Annotated in this window: 24 protein-coding genes and 1 pseudogene; 18 read left to right on the plus strand and 7 right to left on the minus strand. The window is 68.4% G+C overall.

The annotated features are described in order from the left end of the window. On the plus strand, positions 1 to 331 hold a 331-nt coding region (locus AB0J87_RS36745; protein ID WP_363972956.1), incomplete at its 5' end, for a helix-turn-helix domain-containing protein. A gap of 327 nt (positions 332 to 658) precedes the next feature. Here AB0J87_RS36745 and AB0J87_RS36750 read toward each other — a convergent pair. Further along, a complete protein-coding gene (locus tag AB0J87_RS36750) occupies positions 659 to 1507 on the minus strand; it encodes an LLM class flavin-dependent oxidoreductase (protein WP_363972959.1) in 849 nt (282 codons plus the stop codon). Positions 1508 to 1595: 88 nt separating this feature from the next. On the opposite strand from AB0J87_RS36750, the gene AB0J87_RS36755 reads away from it, so the two are divergent. From AB0J87_RS36755 to AB0J87_RS36790, 8 genes are all read left to right on the plus strand, one after another. Continuing rightward, the gene (locus AB0J87_RS36755; RefSeq protein WP_363972962.1) at positions 1596 to 2075 is read left to right on the plus strand and encodes a MarR family winged helix-turn-helix transcriptional regulator; all 480 of its coding nucleotides are present in this window, start codon (positions 1596 to 1598) and stop codon (positions 2073 to 2075) included. A gap of 1055 nt (positions 2076 to 3130) precedes the next feature. Next, on the plus strand, positions 3131 to 3286 hold the full coding sequence (locus AB0J87_RS36760; protein ID WP_363972964.1) for a hypothetical protein: 156 nt from the start codon (positions 3131 to 3133) through the stop codon (positions 3284 to 3286). A gap of 119 nt (positions 3287 to 3405) precedes the next feature. Next, positions 3406 to 3705, plus strand: coding sequence for a DUF6461 domain-containing protein (locus AB0J87_RS36765; RefSeq protein ID WP_363972967.1), 300 nt, complete (start codon positions 3406 to 3408; stop codon positions 3703 to 3705). Continuing rightward, positions 3702 to 3986: a DUF6461 domain-containing protein gene (locus AB0J87_RS36770; RefSeq protein ID WP_363972970.1), complete on the plus strand. Its 285-nt coding sequence runs from the start codon at positions 3702 to 3704 to the stop codon at positions 3984 to 3986. Before AB0J87_RS36765 ends, AB0J87_RS36770 begins: the two co-directional genes overlap by 4 nt. A gap of 261 nt (positions 3987 to 4247) precedes the next feature. Further along, the gene (locus tag AB0J87_RS36775; RefSeq protein ID WP_363972973.1) at positions 4248 to 4454 is read left to right on the plus strand and encodes a hypothetical protein; all 207 of its coding nucleotides are present in this window, start codon (positions 4248 to 4250) and stop codon (positions 4452 to 4454) included. A 40-nt stretch (positions 4455 to 4494) separates the two neighbouring features. Continuing rightward, a complete protein-coding gene (locus tag AB0J87_RS36780; protein ID WP_363972976.1) occupies positions 4495 to 5172 on the plus strand; it encodes a bile acid:sodium symporter in 678 nt (225 codons plus the stop codon). 15 nt (positions 5173 to 5187) lie between these two features. After that, positions 5188 to 5364 carry a hypothetical protein gene (locus AB0J87_RS36785; protein WP_363972979.1) on the plus strand — a complete coding sequence of 59 codons (177 nt, stop codon included), beginning with the start codon at positions 5188 to 5190 and terminating at the stop codon, positions 5362 to 5364. Positions 5365 to 5679: 315 nt separating this feature from the next. Next, positions 5680 to 5976: a tyrosine-type recombinase/integrase gene (locus tag AB0J87_RS36790; RefSeq protein ID WP_363972982.1), complete on the plus strand. Its 297-nt coding sequence runs from the start codon at positions 5680 to 5682 to the stop codon at positions 5974 to 5976. A gap of 364 nt (positions 5977 to 6340) precedes the next feature. Here the strand turns inward: AB0J87_RS36790 and AB0J87_RS36795 are convergent, their stop codons facing one another. Then, positions 6341 to 7372, minus strand: coding sequence for an oligogalacturonate lyase family protein (locus AB0J87_RS36795; protein ID WP_363972985.1), 1032 nt, complete (start codon positions 7370 to 7372; stop codon positions 6341 to 6343). Positions 7373 to 7413: 41 nt separating this feature from the next. Here AB0J87_RS36795 and AB0J87_RS36800 point away from each other — a divergent pair, with 41 nt between their 5' ends. Next, positions 7414 to 8274, plus strand: a complete 861-nt coding sequence (locus AB0J87_RS36800) for an AraC family transcriptional regulator (RefSeq protein ID WP_363972988.1) — start codon at positions 7414 to 7416, stop codon at positions 8272 to 8274. Between the two features lie 72 nt (positions 8275 to 8346). Continuing rightward, entirely contained in the window at positions 8347 to 9195 is an 849-nt protein-coding gene (locus AB0J87_RS36805; protein WP_363972991.1) for a phytanoyl-CoA dioxygenase family protein, read from the plus strand. A gap of 55 nt (positions 9196 to 9250) precedes the next feature. Here the strand turns inward: AB0J87_RS36805 and AB0J87_RS36810 are convergent, their stop codons facing one another. From AB0J87_RS36810 to AB0J87_RS36825, 4 genes are read right to left on the minus strand one after another with little or no spacing between them, the layout of a single operon-like run. After that, positions 9251 to 10141: a carbohydrate ABC transporter permease gene (locus tag AB0J87_RS36810; RefSeq protein ID WP_363972994.1), complete on the minus strand. Its 891-nt coding sequence runs from the start codon at positions 10139 to 10141 to the stop codon at positions 9251 to 9253. Then, a complete protein-coding gene (locus tag AB0J87_RS36815) occupies positions 10138 to 11070 on the minus strand; it encodes a sugar ABC transporter permease (RefSeq protein ID WP_363972997.1) in 933 nt (310 codons plus the stop codon). The genes AB0J87_RS36810 and AB0J87_RS36815 overlap by 4 nt, the downstream gene beginning before the upstream one ends. Positions 11071 to 11084: 14 nt before the next feature. Beyond that, positions 11085 to 12455, minus strand: a complete 1371-nt coding sequence (locus AB0J87_RS36820) for an extracellular solute-binding protein (protein WP_363973000.1) — start codon at positions 12453 to 12455, stop codon at positions 11085 to 11087. A gap of 15 nt (positions 12456 to 12470) precedes the next feature. After that, complete coding sequence (locus AB0J87_RS36825) at positions 12471 to 15644, minus strand: hypothetical protein (RefSeq protein WP_363973003.1); 3174 nt, start codon at positions 15642 to 15644, stop codon at positions 12471 to 12473. Between the two features lie 152 nt (positions 15645 to 15796). Between AB0J87_RS36825 and AB0J87_RS36830 the strand changes: the two genes are divergently transcribed. The 3 genes and pseudogenes from AB0J87_RS36830 to AB0J87_RS36840 all read left to right on the plus strand — a co-directional run bounded on the left by AB0J87_RS36830 (position 15797) and on the right by AB0J87_RS36840 (position 17919). Continuing rightward, positions 15797 to 16873, plus strand: coding sequence for a LacI family DNA-binding transcriptional regulator (locus AB0J87_RS36830; protein ID WP_363973006.1), 1077 nt, complete (start codon positions 15797 to 15799; stop codon positions 16871 to 16873). Positions 16874 to 17114: 241 nt separating this feature from the next. Continuing rightward, positions 17115 to 17453: pseudogene (locus AB0J87_RS36835) on the plus strand (helix-turn-helix domain-containing protein); the annotation flags it as partial. Positions 17454 to 17520: 67 nt separating this feature from the next. After that, entirely contained in the window at positions 17521 to 17919 is a 399-nt protein-coding gene (locus AB0J87_RS36840) for an integrase core domain-containing protein (RefSeq protein WP_363973009.1), read from the plus strand. Between the two features lie 84 nt (positions 17920 to 18003). Here AB0J87_RS36840 and AB0J87_RS36845 read toward each other — a convergent pair whose 3' ends face one another. Next, positions 18004 to 19008: a LacI family DNA-binding transcriptional regulator gene (locus AB0J87_RS36845; protein WP_363973012.1), complete on the minus strand. Its 1005-nt coding sequence runs from the start codon at positions 19006 to 19008 to the stop codon at positions 18004 to 18006. A 79-nt stretch (positions 19009 to 19087) separates the two neighbouring features. Here AB0J87_RS36845 and AB0J87_RS36850 point away from each other — a divergent pair, with 79 nt between their 5' ends. From AB0J87_RS36850 to AB0J87_RS36865, 4 genes are read left to right on the plus strand one after another with little or no spacing between them, the layout of a single operon-like run. Beyond that, the gene (locus AB0J87_RS36850; protein WP_363973015.1) at positions 19088 to 20377 is read left to right on the plus strand and encodes a polysaccharide pyruvyl transferase family protein; all 1290 of its coding nucleotides are present in this window, start codon (positions 19088 to 19090) and stop codon (positions 20375 to 20377) included. After that, complete coding sequence (locus AB0J87_RS36855; protein WP_350740490.1) at positions 20370 to 21281, plus strand: ABC transporter permease subunit; 912 nt, start codon at positions 20370 to 20372, stop codon at positions 21279 to 21281. Before AB0J87_RS36850 ends, AB0J87_RS36855 begins: the two co-directional genes overlap by 8 nt. Before the next feature lie 11 nt (positions 21282 to 21292). Then, positions 21293 to 22249, plus strand: a complete 957-nt coding sequence (locus tag AB0J87_RS36860) for a carbohydrate ABC transporter permease (protein ID WP_363973018.1) — start codon at positions 21293 to 21295, stop codon at positions 22247 to 22249. Positions 22250 to 22282: 33 nt separating this feature from the next. Further along, positions 22283 to 23905 carry an extracellular solute-binding protein gene (locus AB0J87_RS36865; protein ID WP_363973021.1) on the plus strand — a complete coding sequence of 541 codons (1623 nt, stop codon included), beginning with the start codon at positions 22283 to 22285 and terminating at the stop codon, positions 23903 to 23905. The last annotated feature ends 5 nt before the right edge of the window (positions 23906 to 23910 follow it).

The raw sequence follows: 23910 nt of genomic DNA on the forward strand, positions 1-23910 counted from the left end.
GCCGACGTTGGCGCGTCGGTCATGCTTGTGGATTCACATGATCACCGGGACGGTACACCCCTTCCCAGTGATCCACAGATCTCAAGCATTGCTCCCGTCACCAGCGACGGCTGGGGACCACACGAGAGGCGCTGGGCGGCCGCCGGCGACGACCGACGAGCAGATCCGGCACGCCCGCGACCTGTTCACCCGTCCGGTGAATACCGTCTCCTCCATCGCCCGGCTGCTTGGCGTCAGCCGCTCGACCATCTACAAGTATGTCCCCGAGCTCACGACGACGGCCCGTCCTGCCATCGGTCAGTCGGCAGCGGAGCTCGAAGCAGGCCACTGATTATCCCAGCTCAGAGCAGGTTTGGCGGTTGGTGGCACGTTGGTTAACGGCACCCCGGTGTACTGAACAGCACGCGGGGTTCAAGGTCCCAGCCGGGTCAGCCGAGATCACGCTGGCAATCAGTGGTTGATGCTTGGGCATCTGTTAAGAACTGCTGATTGCCGGTCGGTGTGCCGGGGAACTCGGCGCACTGTGACATTGTGACGGCAGCTCGCTAACTCTCATCAGGACCCTCGCCGAAGTGCGAAGAGCGGTGGAGGAGCGCAGGACAGTCGCCATGACGTGCGGAAGCGGGCCTGCGGCCAGACAGCGCCCCGACTTGGTGAGCTATGCCGCCCTGAGGATGGGGACGACGTCCGACGCCAGCCGCTCCGCCTGCTGCCTGAAGTCCCCCACAGGCATGAGGTTCATCGAGGAGAACCCCAGCCCGGCGAACGTGAGCAGCCGCTCGGCCACCTCCTCGGCGCTCCCGGACACCACTCCTTCCGACACCTGAGACTCCCCCACACGAACCGGAATGTTGTAGACGCAGGTCACCGTCCTTCCCCTCGCCTCGGCAGCGGCCAGAACCCGCGCTCGCAGGGCCGCGGCCTGCTCCGGCGGCGCGAATCCGTACGACGGGATCCATCCGTCGGCGAGCCGCCCGGTGGCCTCCAGGGCGCGCTTGCCGTACGTCCCGAGCCAGATAGGAATCGGCCGGTCGGGTTTGGGCTCGAGGTCGGCACACTCGGTGTGATAGCGGCTGCCGTGGAAGGTGAAGGTGGGCTCCGACCACAGCCCGCGGATGATCTGGATGCCCTCCACCATGCCGTCGACCTTCTCCACCGGCGAGGGCACGCCGAGCCCGAAGGCCCGGAACTCGTCATCGGAATAGCCGCCGCCGAGGCCCAGGATGAGCCTGCCGCCCGAGAGCCGGTGCAGGCTCTCGGCCATTTTCGCCACCATCGCGGGCGGCCGGTACGGCATGCCGAGCACCCTGGTGGCCACCTGGATGCGTGACGTGGCGGCCGCGACCCAGGTCAGCAGTGTCCACACTTCGTACGTCGGTACGGCGCCGCAGGGGTGGTCGGAAGCCGACACGAAATCGAACCCCAGTTCCTCAGCCACTCTGGCGTCGCCCACCGGATCCGCGCCTGGCGCGGCCGAAGTAGACAGGCCCAGCCCGAACATGCGCATATCCGTCGACCCTTCGTCATGGATGTTTACATGTAAACCTAAGCAATGAAGTTGGTTACATGTCAACTAAACCCGCTAGGGTGGAGGCATGGCTGAGCCGAGATGGCTGGACACCGCCGAGTTCCGCGCCTGGATCGGCTACCGGCGGATGCGACTGCTGCTGGACGCCGAAGTCGGCCGCGACCTGCTGGCCGACTCGGGACTGTCCATGCCTGACTACGACGTGCTGTCCGCGCTGACCTCGTCAGAGGGGCACCGGCGACGGCTCACCGAGCTGGCCGACCGGATGCTCTGGTCCAAGAGCCGGCTCTCGCGCCACATCAGCCGGATGGAGCAGCGCGGGCTCGTCGCCCGCGAGGAGTGCGAGAACGACGCCAGGGGCGCCGTCGTCGTACTGACCCCGGATGGACTGCGCACGATCCAGGAGGCCGCGCCCTTGCACGTGGAGTCCGTCCGGCGGCATTTCATCGACCTGCTGTCCCCCGGGCAGCTTGACGCCCTCGGCACTATAGCCGAGAGCGTGCTGGCCCACCTGGTCCCCGACGGCGCGTCGGGGATGGAGCGGTAGCGACGTACGACGCCGACAGCGGCCGGCAGCGGGGCACCGGCCGGAACTCCGGGGCGGTCGGTGTCGGCGGCCAGACCAGTGTGGATGATGATGGTGCGGCCCGTTCATGGCCGGCGAGATCAGCGTCGCGGGCTTCACGCTGAAGGGCTGTGTCGTTGGGGGTACGGCCCGGAAGGAACAGCGGAACGGAAACGTTCGCCCGCCACGCCCCAAGTCAGCGGTTCACGGGTTGCGCAGGAAGGGCAGGCCCGCATCAGCGCAGGTCAGGCAAATCCTTTGGAAATTCCCCAGGGCTACAGCGAGGCCGTAGAAGACGACCGAGGCCGAGCGCTCGGCAAAAGCGGAGCGCCGGGCCGAGCAGGCGGAGGCAGGCACCCAGGAAGCCCGGCAGGAGACTAAGGACGTACGCGAGGAGCTCAGGGAGGTGCGCGGCGAGCTGACGGCAGTCCAGCGGGAAGCCGGCGGCGCCGCGGTCGCCCTGGCCGTGGCCAAGACCGACCTCGAGGCGGCCGAGCGCAAGGGAACAGGACCTTCAGCAGCGCCCTCCAGCGCAGAGCAGCAGGCACAGCGTTCACATCCCGACGACGCTGATCAGCGGGGGCAGAGGTGAGCCCGATCATGGCCTCATGTGCCCACCTCGGCTGGTCGACATTTTGCCCTACTCACTGAAGAACAATGACAAGATGCCGCTGCGGTTTAGGCAACCAGCCGCGGCGAAAGGCGACACGATGACCGACTCCAGCCGCACAGTTCCGGCGTCACGGCGGGTGCACGGACACCGGCCGACCTCCGGCCGGCCGCTGAGGCCACCGATGACGTTCCGCCCCGGCGCGGTAGCGGCCATCCTTGCCGCGGGCAGCGCTGGATGAGCAGCCGCGGCGATCGTCCTGCTCCAGGACGGTCACGCGGGCCGGGCGTAGGACCTGACCGGACCGCAGGCGCTCACCCACCGGCAGCAGGCGGAGGCGATCGGCGCCGGGCTCGGCCGTGCGACCGCGTTCGAGGGGCTGACCTACGGGCAGGCTCGCCGGGCCTACATCGAGGGCGGACTTCCGGTGGAGGCCGCCGAGTTCGTCCTGGGCTACCAGGCCGAGTACGCGGAGGAGCCCCCGGCGGTCTCGCCCACGTTCGAGCAGGTGACCGGAAGGAAGGGCCGGACACTCGCGCAGTGGGCGGCCGGCCACGCCACTGAGCTGGCTCTGGCCGCCTGACGGCCAACGGCGCAAGGTGGGGCGGTGCGATGGGGTCTCGGCCCGCTCTGGAACAGCAGGTGCGCGCGGAAGGGTGAAGTGGGCCTGACTATGTCGGTAGGGCCTGCCAAGATCGCGACATGACAATCGACGCACTGACGCCGTTCCGCTGGCTGCAACCGCCGTACGGCGATCGCGGCAACCTCCTCGGCGAGATCTACTGCGTGACCTTGCTGCGCGGGCTCGACCCGGCCGAGGTGCTGCGCCGGTTCGGCGCCCGCACGAGCACGCAGATGAGCTTCGCCGAGCTGGACCTCGCGGTCTCCGACTTCGCCATGGTGACCGGCGGCGGTGACGGAGGTGGCTATGTCGGAGCGGTGTCCGTCTTACGACATGACACGCCTGCGACTACTTCCACTACGCCGTCGACGGCATCGTGATCATCGCTTTCGACCCGACCGCTCCCGAGCATCGCTCCGGTGCCGACACCGACCGGCTTGCTGGCCTCATGCGCGAGTTCGGCCTGCCATTGGAGGAGAGCTCGGACGAGGAGTGGGACCAGCGCTACGACGGCCTGTCCGAGCATGGCATCGCGCGGATGTTCGCGATGGCGGCCCGCCTCACCGGCGTGAGGGTCACCGCCGACCTGCTGAACGGACCACTCCTGGTGGGCGCGATCGCCGATCCGCCGCAGGAAGACCTTCAGCGCGAGACACCCTGATACGGCGAACGGCGCACCTTCCGGGGTACCGGTCTCTCGCCTATTCAACTATCGCGAGCTGTCGGCTCCATGGAGCTCGATGGTGACCGTCCGTGTTGCCCGGCGGCCTAGCGGTTCCATGCGCCGCCACCTTCGTTGAGGAGGTGAGTGGTGGTCTTGTGTGGTGACCAAGAACCTTCACCGGGGCCGACCGAGGGCTGATGTTCGCCTTCGTCGGAGCCCATCTCGGGGCGGCAGTTCGAGTTCGTCCAGACCGAATGGATGAACGACGGCGCCTTCTTCGGCGCGGGCCAGGCCAGGGATCCCATCGCCGGCTCAGCCGACGGCTCCGGCGATTTCACCATTCCCCGGCGTCCCGTACGGCGGCGCCTGTGCTTCCTGCCCCGATTCGTCGTCACGCGTGGCGGCGAATACTGCTTCATGCCGAGCCTGAGCGCACTGCGCTGGCTCGGCGACCTCACGGGCTGAGTGTGATGGCGCCACTCCGGCTCGACGACCGGAGGTGTTCATGAACACCCTGCACCTGCTGTTCAACGCCGTCACCGTCATCTTCATCGCGGCCACCATGTTCGCCGCCGGCCTCGGCACGACATTGCCGGACTTGCGCGCCGTCCTCACCAACGGTCTACTGCTCGCGCTGGTGCTCCTGGTCAACCTGGTCGCCCTGCCGCTGCTCGGCTGGGGCGTCGCCGCGCTCTTCGGCCTGCCCGCGCCGGCCTTCGTCGCGCTGCTGCTGATCGCGTCCTCACCCGGCGGGCCATTCGGCGCCAAGCTCGGCATGGTGCAGCACGGTGACGTGGCCGCAGGAGCGGCCATGCAGGTCCTGCTGGCCGCCATCGGCAGCATCACCTTCAGCCCGACGGCGAACGTTCTCCTCAGTGCGGCGAACGTGGGTGGCGGGGTCTCGCTGGACGTTGCGACCCTGATGCTGACCGTGGCGGTCCTGCAGCTCGTTCCGTTCGCCGTCGGCTTGATCGTGCGCCATCACGCGCCGCCCACAGCACGAGCGTGGCATCCTGTGGCCGCGACCGTGTCGAACGTGACATTCCTCGCCGTGCTGGCGGGCATGCTCGTGGGCAACTGGCGCGACGTCGTCGCGCTGATCGCCTCACTCAGCCTGCTGGCGGGTTTCCTCTTCGCCACCGCCGCCTTCGTGCTCGGCACAGTCCTGGCCACTGGGCCATGACCACGCCGCACCACCATGGGCGGCGTCGCGGCCGTGCGCAACGCCGGCCCGACGCTCGCCGCCGTCGGCATCGCCTTCGGCAACGAGCCGGCCGTTCTGGGCGCGCTCGCAGCCGTCCTGCTGAGCGGCCTGGCCGCGGCCCTGCCGATTGCAGCGGTGCTGAGCCGTCGCCGGGGCTGCTCCACGACATGAAGGCCCGCAGCCCAAGTACGGTTCGAAGGAGCAGCGGGTTGGCGTGAAGCGCGGCGCCCGGGACCGGGCTGAGCCGCAGAGAGTGAGCCGTACGGGCTCCCGCAGGCGCGGAGTCGCCACCCCGTTGGTGCTTTGCGTGCTCGGCCCCGAGAGGCTGGCCTCTGTGGCGGGGTGCGGTGGCCAGACGTCATCTTCGAGAAGGCACGGATCGGCGTGCATTGGCACGTGGGCTGCGGCGTGGCGAGGTCACGCCGGCTGCCGGGGGAGGGGTGGTCACCGGCCAGCCCGATCTTCACCTTGGGGAGCGGAGCGCCGGTGCAGCCGAGCTATCTCACGCACCGTTTCCACAAGCTGGTGGCGGCCAGCGGGTTGGCGCCGGTGCGGTTGCACGACTTGCGGCACGGAGCTGCGACGTTGGCGCTGGCGTCGGGGACGGAGTTGAAGGTGGTGCAGCGCACGCTGGGGCATGCCGGCATCGTGTTGACCGCCGACACCTACGTCTCGGTGCTGCCGCGGCAGTATCACGACAGCGCCAAGGCGACCGCGCGGCTGGTGCTGAGTGCGGTGCGGGCGACCAACTGGGAGATCGGCAAGACCCGGGAGATGATGTGACTCACATGTGGCTCACTGTGACTCACGATCAGACGACGTGACTACAGATCCGCGTAAAGCCGCAGGTCGGCGTGGTAGGGCGGGTGGGACTTGAACCCACGACCCACGGATTATGAGCCGACTCGTAGCAGAACCCGGTGACGGCCACCAGCACGACCACCGCCGCGCACCAGGCGGCGACCCTGCGCAGCGCTCGGGCGACCACAGCTCTCTTGGACACGTCACGAATCTAGGGACGCGATCGCCCTGCCACCCCATCCTCCAGGACGAACCGCCTGCGGGAGCGGACGCCAGAGAACCTCATCCATCAGGATGAGACTCTCCTCTTTCGCCACTGCGCCTACCCGGTGACGGCGAGGTGGGGTCACGGGAGGTCGACGCGGGTGACGGAGAGGGTGCCGTCCGCGCCGAGATCGTTGAACAGGATTGCTGAGCCGTCCGGGGCGAAGACCGGGTGGGGGTGGGCGGGGTGGCGGGTCGCACGGGTGCGGGCGAGCGGCGTCGTATGGCCCTCCACCAGGTCCACCAGCAGCACGTCGGCGATACCGTCGGCGCCGTCCCAGCCCTTGCCGGGCCGGTCCGCAGGTCCGGTCGTGTCGACCACCGCGAGCGTGCCGTCCCGGCTGACGTCGCAGTGCCAGTAGCGGTCGCCGCGCGACAGCAGGCGTCCTGAGGGGTCGTCCGGCGACGTCCAGTACAGGCCGCGCGGCTCGGCCGGGCTGACCCCGTATGCCACGACCATCGCACCCACCGCGTGATGCGCCCACCGCTCGTGCCCGAAGTGCAGCCCCTCCGGCTGCTCGAGCACGCACCGGCCCTCGGGCATCTCGACGGAGTGCCGCGCCCACACGCGATCGGGCACGGTCTCGGTGGGTCCTTCGTGGGAGAAGCCGATCCACTCCTCGTCGGCAGGGCAGTAGTGGGCGTGGTTCGCCCACCAGTCGCGGGTGTGCAGCTCGCGAACGCCTCCCGTGTCGACGTCCATCTCGAGCAGCGTGTACGCCCCCGGCGACTCCTCGGAGAACAGCACCCGCTCGCCGGACGCGCTGATGCTGACCAGCCCCTGCAGGGTACGGCCCGCCGGGGCGCGATACACGGTCTCGGGCTTGGCGGTGTGATCGGCGAGGTCCACGAGGTGCAGCGCGTCGTCCCACATCGCGGCCAGCCGTTCCGTCGCACGCGCGACGTCGAACCAGACAGTCCCCTCCTTCGCGCTCCCGTCCGGCAGCCCGCACACCTCTCGCACGTCCGCTTCGCCGGGGTTCCGCCACGCCACGCTGGCGACCCCGGTCGCCAGCCGGTCGGGATCCCAGCGGGTGACAACCAGCCTCTCTCCGCCGGCATGGAAGCCGTTGGCGTGGGGGTACGTCAGGTGTGCGCCCGTCGATACGTTCATCCCTGAATCCTTCCTTCGTGGGTGTTCACTAAGCTGCGTGGATGGATCGTCAGCCGGTCATGACAGCGCGGCGGGCTGCCGGCTGGGCCAGATATCTGACGCCGGCGCCGGAGTCCTTCCGTCTCGGCCTCGTGTGCCTCGGTGTCGGCGCCATCGAGGGAAAGATCGTGTCGCAGCCCGACCGTGCCCTGGAGTCGTACGCCGCCGTGCTGGTGACCGGGGGGCGCGGCTGGTTGCGGTGGGACGGCCACCACCACGACATTGTCGCGCCGGCCATGTTCTGGCTCCCGCCGGGCGTACGGCATGCCTACGCCCCGGACCCGCAAGGATGGAGCGAGTGGTGGGCGCTCTTCGACGGTGACGCGACCCAGGTGTACGAGCGATTCGGTTACATCGATCTGGACCAGCCTGTGCAGCGCCTGTACGACACCGGTGCGCTCGAGACCGCCTTTCGCACGCTGGCCAGGACGAGCCGGCCGGACGATCCGCGCAGCGACGTGGAGGCGGCCGGCGCGATGCACCAGCTGATCAGCGTCGCCTACAAGTCGATCTCCGCGGCGGGGCCGGCCCAGAGCCCGATGCTGCGTTCCCTGCGGAGCGATGCGTACCGGCCGGTGTCCGTGGAGGCTCAAGCCGGCCGCCTCGGCATGTCGGTGACCGCGTTCAGGAACGCCGTATGGCGCGCCGCCGGCTGCAGCCCCAAGGAGTACGTGCTCCGGCTGCGGCTCAACCGCGCGAAGGAACTGCTGGTGAGCACGGACCTGCCGGTCGCCGCGGTCGGCAGGCGCGTCGGGTACGACGACGCCGGTTACTTCAGCCGCCTCTTCACGCGCAGGACCGGGACCGCGCCGAGCCGGTTCCGCGAGAGCCAGCGTCAGATGGGTGGAGCCCCGCAACCCTAGCCGCCGGAAAGTCCATCCGACATGTCGATCCGTGCATGGCGGATCCGATCGGCGGTTGGCAAGGTCGTCTCCATGCTCACCTCCAACGGCTACACCCTCGACGAGTCCCGGCTGGGCGAGCTCGAGGCCGTACCCGGCGCCGAACGTCACGATCGCGATGCCCTGCTGACGCGGATCCGCCGCGACGGCTACCTCTTCCTCAGGCAGGCTCTCGATCCGGCCGCCGTGCTCGGGTTCCGCCGGTACTACTTCGAGCGGATCAGCGCGGCCGGCGCCGGTCTCACGGCACCGGGAACGGCGGCCGGGGACGGGATCGCGGCCGGGCGGGTGGATCCCGCAGCGCTCCGCCGGGTCCTGTTCACCGACATCGTTCCGGGCTCCACCTACCATGCTTTCTGCACGCAGCCCGCGATCAGGGACTGGTTCGCCTGGTTCCTCGGCGGGACGACCCACCTGCACCGTCGTAAGATCATCCGGCACACGGCGCCCGGCGAGTCCGGGATCGGCACCGCCACCCAGGCGCACTACGACCTCGTCTACATCCGCGAGGGAACGGACCGCGTGCTGTCCGCGTGGATCCCGCTCGGCGACTGCCCGGTCTCCCGCGGCGGCCTGACGTACCTGGAAGGCAGCCACCGGCGGGTCATGCGCGCGGAAGCCGAGGGCACCCTCAAGCGTCCCGCGGCATCGATCACCGCCGACCTCCCGGCGCTGGCGGCGGAGTACGGCGCTCGCTGGCTGGTGGCCGACTACCGGGCCGGCGACATGGTCATCCACACGGCTCACATCGTTCACGCCGCACTCGACAACGTCGATCCGGACGGGGTCATGCGGCTGTCCACCGACATCCGCTACCAACGCGCCGACCAGCCCATCGACCTTCGCTGGCAGGATGACTGGCACGATCGCGACGGGCTGTGAGCCCGCGGGGAGGTCGCCCGGCGGCTCGCTCGGCTCCGGCCGTACTCGCACGGTTTCAGCCCTTGATCCCGTCGGCCAGCCCCGCACCGCGGATGAAGTAGCGCTGGAAGAGCAGGAAGATGACGATCGGCAGCACCACGGAGATCAGCAGTCCCGCCATGAACAGGTTGATCTGCACGTTGTCGCGGATCGCCGGAAGCATCACCGACAACGGCTGTTTGGCGCGGTCGGGGAGGACCAGCTTCGGCCACAGGTACTCGCGCCAGGCCGCGATGACGGACAGCAGCGACACGACGCCGATGATCGGCCCGGACAGCGGCAGCACCAGCGACGTGAACATCCGGAAGTTGCCGACGCCGTCGATCTTGGCCGCCTCGAACAGCTCGGCCGGCAGTTGCGCGAAGAACCGGCCGGTGATGATCACGTTGAAGGCGCTGGCGCCGGCGGGCAGCCAGATCGCCCAGTAGCTGTTGATCAGCGACCCGCCGACGATCGGAACGTCCAGCACGGTCAGGTAGAGCGGCACGAGCGAGATCACGGCGGGGATGAACATCGTCGCCAACAGCGCGCCGTTGATGATCTTGGCATACCTGGGTCGCAGGATCGCCAGCGCGTAGCCTCCGGTCGTCGCCACCAGCACCGACACGGCCCAGTTGCCGAGGGCGATCAGGACCGTGTTGATCAGCGCCGGACCGACCCGGAGCCTGGACCAGGCGGTCTCGATGTTCTGCCACTGCGGCGGCCCGGACCACAGAGCGAGTGGGTTGGAGGCGATGTCGTGCGGTTGCGAGATCGCCGCCTTGGCCAGCCACAGGATGGGCCCGAGGCCGGCCAGGGCGAGCAGGATCAGGATCAGCGCCTGGCCGCCGCCGAGGGTCCAGCGCACCACCGGTCGCCGTCGATCCGCCGCGGAGATGAGGCCGCGGTCCTCGGACCGGGCGCTCACGTCGTGCTCCAGCGCCGCGTGAGCCGGAAGTACAGCAGCGACAGCAGCCCGAGGAAGACGGCGAGCAGCACCGACAGCGCGGTCGCCCCGCCGTAGTCGCCGTTGATGAAGGCGTAGTTGTAGAGCAGCATCAGGATCGTGGTGGTCGCGTTCGCCGGGCCGCCGCCGGTGAACAGGAACGGTTCGGTGAACACCTGGAAGGTGCCGATGATCTGCAGCAGCAGGGTGATGAGCAGGATCGTCCGCATCTGCGGCAGCGTCACGTGCACGATCCGCCGCCAGATCGAGGCTCCGTCGATCTCGGCCGCCTCGTAGAGATCCGTGCGGACGCCGGACAGCGCGGCCAGGTAGATGATCATCGTCGAGCCGGCGTTGGCCCAGGTCGCCTCAAGGACGATGCTCGGCATCGCGGACTGCGCGTCCTGCAGCCACTTGAACGGGCCGAGGCCGATGCCCCGGGCAAGGGTGTTGAACAGGCCGGAGTCACTCGCGTCGTAGAAGACCCGCCACAGCAGGATCGCCACCACCGGCGGCAGCACCACCGGCAGATACGCCAGCACCGAGAACAATGCCCGGCCACGGCGCAGCTCGCGGACGAAGACCGCGAGCGCCAGCGGCGCCGGATACCCGAACACCAAGGCCAGCAACGCGAACCACGCGGTGTTGCGCGCCGCGGTGACGAGCAGCGGATCGGCCAGGACCTTGCGGAAGTTGTCCAGCCCGACCCACTCCGCCGCGGTGACGAGGTTCGTCTGCTGGAACGCCAGGACCAGCCCGCGCGCGATCGGCCACCACGAGAACAGCCCGAAGACCACCAGCGTCGGGATCAGGAACACCAGCGTGCTGATCCCGCCGCGCCGGACCCACCGGGCCACGCGCCGCATGACGCGCGTGGCCCGGCCGTCCTCGGGCGAGAGCGGGAGACTCACCGCCTTCGACGCCATCACGAGTTCGCCAGCAGCCCGTCGACCGCCTTCGACGCGTCCGCGAGCAGCTTGCCGACGTCGGCGTCCTTCTGGGTCAGTACGGTCTGGACGACCGAGTCGAGGTTCGCGTACACCTTCTGCCCGGCGACCGGCGGTTCGATCATGAGCTTCAGCGACGCGGCCTTGGACGTGTACGGCGTGAAGTTAGCCTGGACCGTGTTCACATACGGCTTGATCCACTCGTCGTACTGCTTCTTCGACGCCTCGTCGAACAACCACAGCATCGGAAGTCCGACGGAGTACTGCTTGTCCGCGTTCGCGGCCTTGGCGTCGGTGACCGCATGGTCCCGGTCGGTGAACTTCTCCAGCCAGAAGAACTCGGCCCACTTGACCGCGGCCTCGATCTGCTGCTTCGACGCCTTCGGGTTGAACATCTGCACGGCGCCGCCGGTCAGCGTGCCGCCGTCCGGCGAGCCGAGCGGCAGCGGCGCGACGCCGAAGTCCTCACCCTTGGCGCCCATCGTGGTGACCGCGTCGCGGTAGTCGCCCGGGGTACCGATGTACATCCCGACCTTGCCGCCGGCGAACTCCTGCTGCAGCTGCTTCTGGTTGAACAGGAAGTTGCTGCCCATCGCGTTGTCGGTCCAGCGCATCTGCTGGAGCGTGGTGAGCGCGCCGTTCATCGGGGTGTCGGCGAAGGCGGCCGAGGCCTTGCCGCCGTTCACCTTCTCGATGGATCCGCCGTACGTGTAGGTCATGGCCGTGAGGACCCAGCCGCCGGTGTTGTTGGTGGTCATCATCGCGTAGCCGGCCTTGCCGGTCTTGTCCGCGATCACCTTGGCGTCCTGCCGGACCTCCTCCCACGTGGCCGGCGGCTTGTCCGGGTCGAGCCCGGCCTGCTGGAAAAGCGCGCGGTTGTAGTTGAGGCTCATCGTGTACGCCTGCACCGGCAGGCCGAAGATGTGGCCGCTGGAGTCCTGGACGGTCTTCAGCACCTCTGGGTTGATCTTGCTTCCCGCCGACGACGCCTTCACCACGTCGGTGATGTCGGCGAGTTGCTTGCGCTCGATCAGCCCCTGAACGTCGGTGTACGGGATCGCGACCACGGTCGGCAGCGTCCCGGCGGCCAGGTCGGCCTGGAACGTCTGGACGTCGTACCCGTATTCCGAGCCCTCGATCTTGATCTTCGGGTTCGCCTTCTCGAACTGCGCGACCCGGTCGGTCCAGGTCTTCAGCGCCGCCGCCTGGTCCGGCGTGGGCTTCTGCCCGACCGTGATCGTCACGGTGCCGTCGTCGCTGACTGCCGTTCCGGATCCTGACGAGCAGGCGGTGGCCGTCAGGATCGCCAGCGCGGTGACGGCCCCCGCCCTCCATCGTGTGGTCAGCACTCTTCGCTCCTTCTTTCAGCGGGTGAACGTTCCTGGCAGGAACAAGGTGGTGGTCTTCCCCGTGACGATCCCGCTCGCCCACTGCAGGGCGCCGGCACGCCCGGCGCCGTCGTCCTCGTTCAGGGCGAGGGCGATCGCGACCGGTCCGGCCGGCTGGGACTGGAACCCGAGCGCCGCCCAGGGCACCTTGACCTGGTACGACGTGACACCGTCAGCGCGCGCGATCGCGGCGGTGGCGCCGGGCGTGGTCCCGGCAGGGCTGCCGTCCGAGGTGCCGAAGGTGTATACGGCCGGCCCGGCCGGCAGAAGGGCGGCACCGATCTCGGTGGCGGACGGACTCTCACCCGGCAGCCCGTCGCTGATCGCGAACTGCAGGCTGTCGCCCCGCCACAGGGTGGCAGCGGTCCCGGTCTGGGAGAACACGTCGTCGGTGACGGCCGCGTTGATGGTCAGGCCGGTCGCGTCGTACTGGAGGCTCGCCGCACCCGAGAGGTCGGCGGGCCCGCCCCAGGGGCGGGTGAAGGCGATCCAGCCCGCGTCGGTGGTGAGGTTGATCGAGCTGCTCGGGGTCGTCGCCGAGGGCACGATCGGGTTGAAGGCGGTGGTGCCCTTCGCGGAGACCTTGTTGCCGTCGGAGGTGGTGAGGTCGACCGTGTAGGCGTAGGCCTTCCAGGGCTGGAGGCCACTGACCGGGACGCTGATCGTCGCCTTCTGTCCCGGTGCGATCGACTGGCCGGCGCCGGCTGTGCCCTTCTGCCCCGCGATGGTCCAGGTCAGGTCCTGGATCGTCGCCGCCGCGGTCGCTCTGGTGTTGGTGAGCTCGACACCGAGGCCGGCCTGCAGCGGTGAGACCTGGGCGATCTGGGGGATGATGCGAATCTTGGTCGCCGGTTCGACGCTGGTCCACGCGACCAGGCGGGCGGTCGGCCTCCCGTTGCGGGCGACGGTCGCCACCAGGTGGCGCGACCCGAGGGTGTCGCTCGCGGGGACCGGGATGGTGACCGTGGCGTCCTTGCCCGGGGTGACCAGAACCTGCTTGGTCCGGCCCGCGATCGTCACCGCGCGCGGCCCGAGGTTGCGGGCCGTGCCTTTGAGCGTCACCGTGACCGCGGTCGGCTCTATCGAGTTGGACGGATCCGCGGCCGCGACCTTCAACTCCGGCTTCGACTGCTGGGAGACCGCGGTGGCGGGTCCCTTGACGAAGAGCGGATCCTGGTCGACGGTCAGGTTCACGACGCCGCCCACCGGGGTCAGGGTGGTCTTGTGGCCGTACATGTCGGTCACTTCGAGCGGGCTGCTGGTGGTGAGGTTGACGGATGAGGTGCCGGTGCCGGTCGACCAGAGCACGCGGGTGGTCGAGGCGCCGGAGCCGAAGCGGTAGGAGTACAGCGGGGACGGCAGGGTGTCGCGGCCGCTGTAGGCGAGGCCGGTGAGGGCGCGGATCGTGGTCGCCTTCGCGACCAGGCCCGGCTTCGGGGCCATGCCGGCGATCGGCCCGGCCGGGGCCTGCAGGAGGCCGAAGGTGCTCTCCTTGTCGTCCAGGTTGGTGCCGTCGTTCAGGGCGTCGTACCAGTAGAACTGGCTGACGCCGTTCGCAATCATGATCACGTCGTTGCGGATCGATTTGCGCGCCTGGTCGAGCATCGAGCCGCCGAAGCTCGGCGCGGTCGGGTAGCCCTCCTCGCTGATCCAGATCGGCTTGCCGGCGCCGCCGTGCGCGTCGGCCGCGGTGCGCAGGCTCTGGATCTGGGTGTCCAGGTCTCCTTCCGGGCCGGGGAACGTGTAGATGTGCGCGTTGATCGAGTCCACGTAGGCCAGCCCACCGAGGGACAACAGCTGGTCGCGGAAGGTGGTGTCGCCTTTGTTCGGGCCGACGTCGGCGATGACGTTCGCGTTCGGGTTGTCCTTGTGGGTCTGCTCGTACGCGGCCTTGATCAGCTGGAGGAAGCACGCGCCGGTGATGCCGCAGGCGCTGTCGTTGAAGCCGGCCATGTAGTACTCGTTGTAGGTCTCGATGTCGTTGGTGGTGCCGGCGAAGTGCTTGAGCCACCAGCTCTGGTAGCGGCCGTACGCCGCCAGGCCGTCGGGTGTGCTCGGGGTCCGGCCGCCGTCGTACAGCGGGTTGCGGTATCCGGTGACCAGCAGCGGGATGATGCCGTTCGCTTTCGCGTCCGCGATCATCGCGTCGAACCGCGGGTCGACCGCGTAGTTGCCGGGCGAGCCCGACTCGACGCGCGGCCACTCGAGGCTGTCGCGGATGTGCGAGAAGCCGGCCAGGGCGAGGGTGCGGATCAGGGCGCCGCTGAGGTCGTAGTAGTGGGACATGTGCGTGTTCACGCCCCACTTGCCCGCTGGGGATTGGATCCCTGCCGGGAGCGGCGGGATGACGGCGAGCGTCGTACCGACGACGGTCTGGCCGGCGGTGAGGCGGAGGTTGTAGAAGCCGGGCTTCAGGCCGCTGGTGCTGATCGAGCCCGCCCCGGCTGCGATCGCAGCGTTACCCGAGGCCACGGGAAGGTACTGGTCATCGGTGATGCTCCAGGCGACCGAGGACGCGGTCGAGGTGAGCGTGACGCTGCCCGCGCCCTGGGTGAAGACCAGGCTCTGGTTGGTCACCGTGATGCCGGTGGTGTCGGCGAACGAGACGCTGACCGACGAGACGCAGACCGAGCTGATGACACCGCCGGGCGCGTTCGCCATCAGGCGGATGTCGGCGCCGTTCGCGCGGTTCTGGAAGTTGACGTTGGACATCCGTAACTGCGTGGTCGCCCAGGCTCCGGAGCCGGGGAAGGAGAACCACGGCAGCGGGGTGAAGGGCGCGCTGACGCTGTCGTACTGCGCGGTGAGCTGCTGGCCCGGGCTGTCGAAGTAGTTCACCGTGAGCACCGCGTCGGTGGCGCCGGCCGGGATCCGGGCCGCGTCGATGTTCAGGTAGATGTACTGGTCCTTCAGGTCGTCGCTGGTCTGCCAGCACGGCACCCCGAGCCGGCTCGACGCCGCGTGCTCGGGTGTCTTGTCCCGGTCTCCCGGCCAGGCGGTGATCCCGTCCGCGGCCACCGGGTTCGTGAAGACGATCTCGGGGTCAGCCGCGGCTGATGCCGGTGCCACCAGCTGGGTGACGGTCAGCACCACGGTCGCGACGAAGGTGAGAAGCCTGCGACGTCCGCTGCTGACTCTGCAATGGTGCATGGCGAACCTCCGGATCGACAGCGCGTTGGGTCGTCATACTGCCCGGCTAGCGCTTTCCCGACAAGAGCATCAGATTGGTTTTTTTGCTGCTATAGCTGGGCAAAGCTCGGAATGTAGCGTCGGACAGCGCTGTCCCGCTCCAGGTGGTTATCATGACAATCGTGTCGAAGGAACCGAATGGGACTCCCCGGTTGGCCGATGTCGCGCGCGCGGCGGGTGTATCGCCGTCCACGGCCTCCCGCGTGCTCAACGGCAGTGTCCGGCAGGTCGCCGACGAGTACCGGGAGCGGGTGCTGGCCGCGGCGGAGCAGGTTGGATACACCACCAACCTCGCCGCGCAGGCGATGGTGCGCGGTCGCTATCCCGCGGTCGCGTTGGTGGTCGGCGACATTCGCGACCAGTTTTTCGCCCGGATCGCCTTCGGGGCGATGGGGGAGGCGTCCAGGCGCGGGTACATCCTGAACCTGCTCTCGACCGACGGCGACGAGTCACGGGAGCGCGATCTGGTGCAGGATCTGCGCCGGCAGCGCCCCCAGGCGCTGGTGCTGGCCAGGAAGCGGGACACGACCGCGAAGGCCGGTTCCAGGCTGATGGAGCAACTGCTCGGCTTCCAGCGCGAGAGCGGCCGGGTCGTGATCGTCGGCGAGGCCTCCGAGCCGGTCCTGGCGATCAGGCCGCCGGACTTCGACGGTGGCAAGGCGCTCGCCGGCGCCCTGCTCGGCCTCGGCTACCGGCGTTTCGTCGTCTTCCTCGCCGACGAGGCGGTCCCCTCGGAGCGCGATCGGCTCGACGGTTTCCGGGTCGGGCTGTCCGCCGGCGGCGTAGCGCTGCCGGACAGCCACGTCTACCGAGCCGTGCACAGCGTTGCGGGCGGGATGGAGGCCGCGACCGCGTATCTGGCGGATGGACCCGATGCCGAGATCATCGTCAGCACGGAGGACGTGGTCGCCTGGGGCGCGATTCATCGCTTGCGGGAGAGCGGCCTGGTGGTGCCCGACGACATCGCGGTCGCCGGGTACGGCCATCGCATGTTCAGCCCGCTCGGCGACGAGGCCGACTGGCTCACCACAATCCGGTCTCCCCTGGAGGAGATGGGCGCCGCCGCGGTGAGCGCTGCGCTTGATCCGCTGGCAAGCGACATCCCGACGCCGTCGCCGAAGATCCATCTCGGCGGCAGTACACCGGATCGCACCATGTTCAGCGCTGGGGGGTCCGGCTGCCGTCGATGATGTCCAGAGCAGCGACCGGCCCCTGAGATCCCGCGCCGCGATACCGCTCGGTCGGCGGATCGTCGGCTCGCCCTCCACTGGTTGGGCGCCGCCGGCGTTGAGGAGCGTGTGAGGTGCGGAAATTCAGCCGCCGAGGTTGACCTGGGGGTTCGTGGCTCGAGCATGATGAGGGCTCGGGCATCCTGCTGGCGGTGTCGTGGTCCTCCCTCTTCCTCATGCTCGGGCCAAGACGGCCGAGATCATGGTGCTTCGCCATCAGGTCGCCGTATTGCGCCGTCAGGTGAACCGGCCCGATCTCCAACCGGAGGATCGGGTCGTGCTCGCGGCCTTGGCGCGGCTGCTTCCTTGCTCGTCGTGGGATGTCTTCTTCGTCCCCCCCCCCGCGACGTTGCCGCGCTGGCACCGCACGCTGGTGAAGCGCCAATGGACCCACCGCTCCAAGCGCCCGGGTCGTCCCTCTACCCGCGCGGAGGTCCGGGAGGCGGTGTTGCGCCTGGCCTGTGAGAATCCCCCGTGGGGCTATCAGCGCATCAGCGGAGAGCTGGCCGGCGTCGGCCTTCGGGTACCGCCCAGTACCGTGCGCGACATCCTCAAAAGAGCCGGGCTCGATCGGAACCTGGGTCGCTCAACTGGCCCGCAACATGGTCATGAACCTGGGAGAGCAGGCCGAGGGCATCCGATTCCTCATTCGCGACCGCGACGCCACGTTCACCGCGGTCTTCGACGAGGTGCTCACTTCACTCGCCGCCCGCGTCATCAAAACACCGGTCCGCGCACCGCAGGCCAACGCGATAGCCGAGCGCTGGGTCGGCACTATTCGAAGGGAATGCACCGACCGGCTGCTGATCTACAATGCAGGCCATCTCCGCCGAGCCCTGAAGGCATACGAACGGCATTACAACCGGCACCGTCCCCATCGCTCACGAGATCGTCGGCCGCCTCAACCGTCACATGCCCCGGCTACACTCACCGATCTCGATCAGGTCCGCCTGCAACGCCGACCGGTACTCGACGGCCTGATCAACCAGTACCGGCGGGCCGCCTAGACGGGCGCCACCGATCATAGCCACCCGGGCCCCATCACATAGGCTGACGACAATCGATATGAGCCGCGGGCGATCATGCGAACGCTAATCGCGGATCCGGGTCAGAGCAGTCGCTGAGTCACGGATCACCAGTTCGGGTTCGGGGTCGGTGATGACACCGCCTGCGCTTGGCCGCCCCGCGATCAGGTCGTAAAGCGCCTCGACGCCGGCCCGGCCGAGTTGGTACATGGGCATCCGGACTGCGGTGACGGCCGGGCGCAGGTGTTGCATCAGGTCGACGTCGTGGATGCCGACCACCGACAGCTGGTCGGGGATGGTGATGCCGAGGTCGCGTGCGGCGGCCAGGACCCCGACCGCGCTCATGATGTTGTTGACGACGATGGCGGTCGGCGCGGTTGGCGCCTGCATGGCCTGCCGGAGCCCGTCGGCGCCGGCCTGCTCACCGAACCCGGTGGCCAGGTGTGGGGCCGGTGTCAGCCCGGCGGCGGCCATCGCCTGCTGGTAGCCCAGGTAGCGCTGCTGGGAGATGTATCCAGAACCCCCGACGAAGACGATGTGGCGGTGGTGGAGGTTGACCAGGAATCGGGTAGCGATCTCGCCTGCGCGGCGATCGTCTATGTCGATCCAGGGATGGTCCAGTGCATGTTCCAGGATGAGGATCGGCTTGGGGTGGGAGCTGAGTTCGGCCATCACGTCGTCGTCCAGCAGCCCTTCGCCGCGGATCAGAATGCCATCGACCGTGCCCTGGCTGAGCAGCCGGGTCAGGAACTGGCTGCCGGAGCGCATCGTCTCGGCATCGCCCAGCAGGACCGTTGCGCCGTGCTCCGCCGCCGCCTCGTAGACCCCATACCGCAGCGGTCCGTAGACCGGGTTGTCGATCTTGTTGAGGATCATCGCGATCATGTCGGTTTGGTTGAGCCGCAGCGAGCGCGCCGTTTGGTTCGGCTGGTAACCCAATTCCTGCATCGCCCGGAGCACCCGGGTGCGGGTGGATTCCCTCATCCGGGTGTGGCTCGTGCCGTTGACCACCGCCGACACCACGGCGAGTGATACCCCAGCCGCCCGTGCGACGTCACGTTGCGTTGCCATGGTGGAAGCCTACTAGGTTCTTGACGTAACGTCTCACCATCCCTATTTTGATTTAACGTTACGTCAACAAGGAGTACATATGACATCGACACGTCGCACCGTCCTCCTGCGGTCCTCCTGGGCGACGGTGAACATCGGCGACGTGGCTCACTCCCCTGGCGTGGTGCGGGCGTTTCAGCGGTTCGCCCCCGAGGTCGAGGTCATCCTCTGGCCGGTGCGGCTGGGGGAGCGCGAACGATCCATGCTGCGGCACGCGTTTCCCGACCTGCGCGTCGTCGATGGCACTCTCGGCGGGGACGGGCCGAGCACCCCGGAGTTGGCCGCCGCCATCGACGGCGCGGACGTCCTGATGCACGGATCGGGCGCCGACGCCTTCCAGAGCACCGAGATCGATTGGTGGCGCGAGCACGTGGGCCGCCCGTACGGGTACTTCGGGATCACCGTGGATCCGCTGTGCCCACCGACCATGGCGACGCTGCCGGAGCTGGCACAGATGGTCGATCTGCTCCCACCGTCCTATCTCGAGGACGACGTCAAAGACCGTTTCGACAGCGCCGACTTCGTGTACTGCCGCGAAACGCTGACCCTGGCCACCCTGCGCAGCCAGAAGATAACCGGGCCCGACCTCGCCTTCGGGCCGGATGGCACGTTCGCGTTCGACCACACTGACGCCGTCGCCGCCGCTCGCCTGCTGAAGAATTTCGGCCTGCAGCCCGGTCGGTTCGCCTGCTTCGTTCCGCGGCTGCGCTACGCCCCCTATGCGAAGATCTACGGCACGGAACCGACCCGCGAGCAGATGCGGCGCGACGCGGTCAACCGGGCCACCGTGACGCACGACCTGGCGGTGCTGGCGGCGGCGATCGAGACCTGGGTACGCGTCAGCGGCCTGCCGGCCGTCGTGGTGCCCGAGATGAGCTATGCCGTCGAGCTCGCTCACGAGCAGCTTCCCAGCCTGCTCAGTCCACAGACGCTCGATCAGGTCCGGCTCCTGGACCGGTACTGGCCGCTGGAGGAGGCGACCGGGGTCTACGCCGTCTCGTCGCTGGTGGTCAGCATGGAGTGTCATTCGCCGATCCTGGCCGCACGACATGCGACCCCGACCGTCTACCTTCGGCAGCCGACCGAGACCACGAAATCTCAGATGTTCGCCGACCTCGGCGCTCCAGACCTGGTGATCGAGCTCGACCATCGTGCCGCGGCGACGGTCGTCGCGGCGGTCACCGACATCGCCACCGACCCGGCGCCCGCGGTCGCCCGGAGCAGGAGGGCCGCGGCCAATGCCGACGACCGGCTGCGGGCGGCGGTGCGAGCCTGCGTCACGGGCCGGCCCATCGGCCTGCCTGCACCGGTGGAGACCGGCGATGCGTAGCCTGCGCGACCGCTGGCGGCGCGACCGGGTCCTGCTGCTGCTGGCGCTTCCCGGGGTCACGGCGCTGCTGCTGTTCCACTATCTGCCGCTCGGCGGGAACATCATCGCGTTCCAGGACTTCCAGCCGTTCCTCGGAATCTGGCACAGCCCGTACGTCGGGCTGGACAACTTCGAGCCGGTGCTCACCGGCGACCCGGTGTTCCTCAACGCACTCGTCAACACGCTGATCATCACGCTGATCCAGGTGGTCTTCGTGTTCCCGCTGCCGATCTGCCTCGCGTTGATCCTGAACGCGACCATCAGCGAACGGCTCAAACGCCTCGCCCAGTCGATCCTCTACATGCCGCACTTCCTGTCCTGGGTCATCGTGGTCGCCCTGTTCCAGCAGATGTTCGGCAACGGCGGGATGCTCAACGCCTGGCTGCGCTCGGCCGACCTGTCCACGTTCCACATCGTCGGCGTACCCGAGTTGTTCAAACTCATGATCACATCACAGGTGATCTGGAAGGACACCGGCTGGTCGACGATCATCTTCCTCGCCGCACTGTCCAGAGTGGATCCGGCGCAGATGGAGGCCGCGGTGGTGGACGGCGCCTCGGCAGTTCGCCGCCTGTGGCACGTGACCCTGCCCGCCATCCGCCCGGTGATCGTCCTGCTGCTGATTCTGCGGCTCGGTGACTCGCTGTCCGTCGGGTTCGAGCAGATCATCCTGCAGCAGGCACAGGTCGGTGCCGGCGCCGGCGAAGTACTCGACACCTACGTCTACAACCACGGGATCGTCGGCGGCGACTGGGGCACCGCGGCCGCAGTGGGGCTGATCAAAGGCATTGTCGGTGTCGCGCTCGTGCTCGGCGCCAACCGCTTGGCCCACGCCCTGGGCGAGCAGGGGGTGTACGCCAAGTGACGAGCCGATCTGTGCCGACTGCGGTGTCCGTGGCGCGCCCCGCCGCGGGCACGGCGCCGCGGCGGCCACGCTCGGGCCGCAGCCGGCGTCCGGTCTGGATGGGCGAGCCCAGCAATCTGGGGGTCGGTGCGCGGGGACTCGTGCTCGGCCTTGGCTGCCTGGCGGTCTTGGTGCCGTTCTGGGCGGTGCTCATGACCAGCATCGCCTCCCCGGAGGAGGTCAACAGGGCGGGCGGCTTCGTGCTGTGGACGAACGAACCGACGCTGGACTCCTACCGGGCCGTCCTGTCCGGAGGAATCGTCACCCGTGCGCTGTTGGTGAGCGCCGGCATCACCGTGGTCGGCACGGCACTCAGCCTCGTCGCCACGATCGCTCTGGCGTACGCGCTGTCGCGGCCAGGTTCGTTGCTGCAAAAGCCGATCCTGCTGATGACGGTGTTCACCCTGCTGTTCAACCCGGGCATCATCCCGATGTACCTGACGGTCAAACAGCTCGGCCTGCTGGACAGCTACCTGGCATTGATCCTGCCGGTGCTGGTGAACGCGTTCAACGTCATCGTCATGCGCGCCTTCTTCCAGGAAATCCCCGGCGAGCTGCGGGAAAGCGCCTATATAGACGGTGCCGGGGAGATGCGCATCCTGCTGCGGATCGTCCTGCCACTGTCGAAGGCGGTCGTCTCCGTGATCGGGCTGTTCTACGCGGTGGCGTACTGGAACGCCTTCTTCTCCGCGATGTTGTACCTCCAGTCGTCGGAGAAGTGGCCGCTGCAACTGGTGCTGCGCACCTACGTCGTCAACAACACCCCGATCGGGTCCGACCAGCTCAGCTCGAACCTGGAGAACCTGCCACCACAAATCTCCGTCCAGATGGCGATTCTCGTCATCTCCGTCCTGCCCATCCTGTTCATCTACCCCTTCATCCAAAAGCACTTCGCCAAGGGACTCATGGTCGGCGCCGTCAAGGGCTGACCGGTCGTCCACGCAATGCGGAAAGGAGACGTCATGGCACCCACCTTCAGCCGCCGCGACGTCCTGGCACTCGGCGCGGCAGCGGGGCTGGCCCCGCTGCTCGGGGCCTGCGGTGACGGCAGCCCGAGTTCGCCGAACAGCTCGACCGGGTCGGTCAAGCTGCCCACCCACAAGCCCGTCACCGCGGCCACGCCCGACCTGGCCGCCGAGCCGGCCGGGGTGTCGCCGGGATACTTCACCTACCCGACCTCCTCCAGCGCCGCATCACAACCGGTGAAGGGCGAAGCCGTCACGGCACTGACGTACACCTACGACCCGATCGCCCCCGCGCTCGGCTCGAATCCCTACTGGCAGAACCTCAACAGGCAACTCGGCACCGAACTGAAGATCACGTACGTCCCCTCGACCGACTACAAGAGCAAGGTCGCCACGACCATCGCCGGTGGCGATCTGCCCGACATGGTGGCTATCCAGGGCGTTGTCCAGCAGATGCCCGCCATGCTGAAGGCGACATTCACCGACCTCACCGAGTACCTGTCCGGGGACGCGGTCCTCGCCTACCCGAACCTCGCCGCTCTGCCCACCGATGCCTGGCGCAGCACCGTCTACGACCAGCGGATCTGGGGCATCCCCGTGCCGCGGGCACGGATCGGCACCGTGCTGTACACCCGGGCCGACCTGCTGGCCAAGGCAGGACTCAGCCTCCAGCCCGATTCGTGGGCCGAGTTCAAGGAGATGGCGGCCGCGCTGACCGACGAGCGGGCCGGTCGGTGGGCGTTCGGACAGATCCCGTTCAACACGATCCTTGAGATGAACGGGATCACCGGCAACTGGCCCGGCGGCACCGGCGCCTGGCAGGCCGAAGGTGGGGTCTTCACCCACTCCGGGACGACACCGCAGTTCACGCAGGCCCTCGAGGACACCGTCGAGCTGGTGAAGTCGGGGGTGATACATCCCGACCACGCGGGCGCGCCCAACACGAAGCGCAACGCGTGGATGCTGGCCGGCACGACCGCGTTCACCATCGGCGGGTACGCCGGGTGGGGCAAGTTTTACGGCCAGGCGAAAGACGTGCCCGGCTTCCGCCTGACCGGCATGCTCTCGCCCACCCGCGACGGCACAGGGACGCGGGTACGCACGCCCGGTCCGACCCTGTCCAGCTTCACCGCTATAACCAAGACCGACAACGCTGACCGGATCAAGCAGATCCTCAAGGTCCTCGACTGGTTGTGCTCACCCTTCGGCAGCAGCGAGTACCTGGCCCTCCGGTACGGCGTCGAGGGCCAGACGTTCACCCGCAACGGCTCCGACCCGACCCTCACCGAGGGCGGGCGCAGCCAGGTATTCCTGCCGGTGCGGTACCTCGCCGAAGCATCGCCCGTCATCTACGAGCCGGGCAACCGACAGGCCGTACAGGACCAGCACGACCACCAGGTCGCCGGCGTCCCGCTCGCCGTCGCGGACCCGACCCTCGGGCTGTACTCGGAGACCGCCGCCAGCAAGGCTGCCAGCGAGCAGCAGGAACTGGACGCGGTGCTGCTGGAGATCCAGCTGGGGAACAAGCCCGTCTCGGCGTGGCAGCCGGCCATCAAGAAGTTCATGGACCGGGTGGGCAACAAGATCAAGGCCGAGTACGAGGAGCAGGCGGGTGGTTGACGCGC

The organism is Nonomuraea sp. NPDC049625 (genome assembly GCF_040675285.1).
GTDB classification, from domain to species: domain Bacteria; phylum Actinomycetota; class Actinomycetes; order Streptosporangiales; family Streptosporangiaceae; genus Nonomuraea; species Nonomuraea angiospora_A.

Coding starts and splice junctions, on each gene's coding strand:
- AB0J87_RS36750 (WP_363972959.1), bottom strand. CDS start 1,507: ATGCGCATGTTCGGGCTGGGCCTGTCTACTTCGGCCGCGCCAGGCGCG.
- AB0J87_RS36755 (WP_363972962.1), top strand. CDS start 1,596: ATGGCTGAGCCGAGATGGCTGGACACCGCCGAGTTCCGCGCCTGGATC.
- AB0J87_RS36765 (WP_363972967.1), top strand. CDS start 3,406: ATGACAATCGACGCACTGACGCCGTTCCGCTGGCTGCAACCGCCGTAC.
- AB0J87_RS36775 (WP_363972973.1), top strand. CDS start 4,248: ATGAACGACGGCGCCTTCTTCGGCGCGGGCCAGGCCAGGGATCCCATC.
- AB0J87_RS36780 (WP_363972976.1), top strand. CDS start 4,495: ATGAACACCCTGCACCTGCTGTTCAACGCCGTCACCGTCATCTTCATC.
- AB0J87_RS36785 (WP_363972979.1), top strand. CDS start 5,188: ATGGGCGGCGTCGCGGCCGTGCGCAACGCCGGCCCGACGCTCGCCGCC.
- AB0J87_RS36795 (WP_363972985.1), bottom strand. CDS start 7,372: ATGAACGTATCGACGGGCGCACACCTGACGTACCCCCACGCCAACGGC.
- AB0J87_RS36800 (WP_363972988.1), top strand. CDS start 7,414: ATGGATCGTCAGCCGGTCATGACAGCGCGGCGGGCTGCCGGCTGGGCC.
- AB0J87_RS36805 (WP_363972991.1), top strand. CDS start 8,347: ATGCTCACCTCCAACGGCTACACCCTCGACGAGTCCCGGCTGGGCGAG.
- AB0J87_RS36825 (WP_363973003.1), bottom strand. CDS start 15,644: ATGCACCATTGCAGAGTCAGCAGCGGACGTCGCAGGCTTCTCACCTTC.
- AB0J87_RS36830 (WP_363973006.1), top strand. CDS start 15,797: ATGACAATCGTGTCGAAGGAACCGAATGGGACTCCCCGGTTGGCCGAT.
- AB0J87_RS36840 (WP_363973009.1), top strand. CDS start 17,521: ATGAACCTGGGAGAGCAGGCCGAGGGCATCCGATTCCTCATTCGCGAC.
- AB0J87_RS36845 (WP_363973012.1), bottom strand. CDS start 19,008: ATGGCAACGCAACGTGACGTCGCACGGGCGGCTGGGGTATCACTCGCC.
- AB0J87_RS36850 (WP_363973015.1), top strand. CDS start 19,088: ATGACATCGACACGTCGCACCGTCCTCCTGCGGTCCTCCTGGGCGACG.
- AB0J87_RS36855 (WP_350740490.1), top strand. CDS start 20,370: ATGCGTAGCCTGCGCGACCGCTGGCGGCGCGACCGGGTCCTGCTGCTG.
- AB0J87_RS36865 (WP_363973021.1), top strand. CDS start 22,283: ATGGCACCCACCTTCAGCCGCCGCGACGTCCTGGCACTCGGCGCGGCA.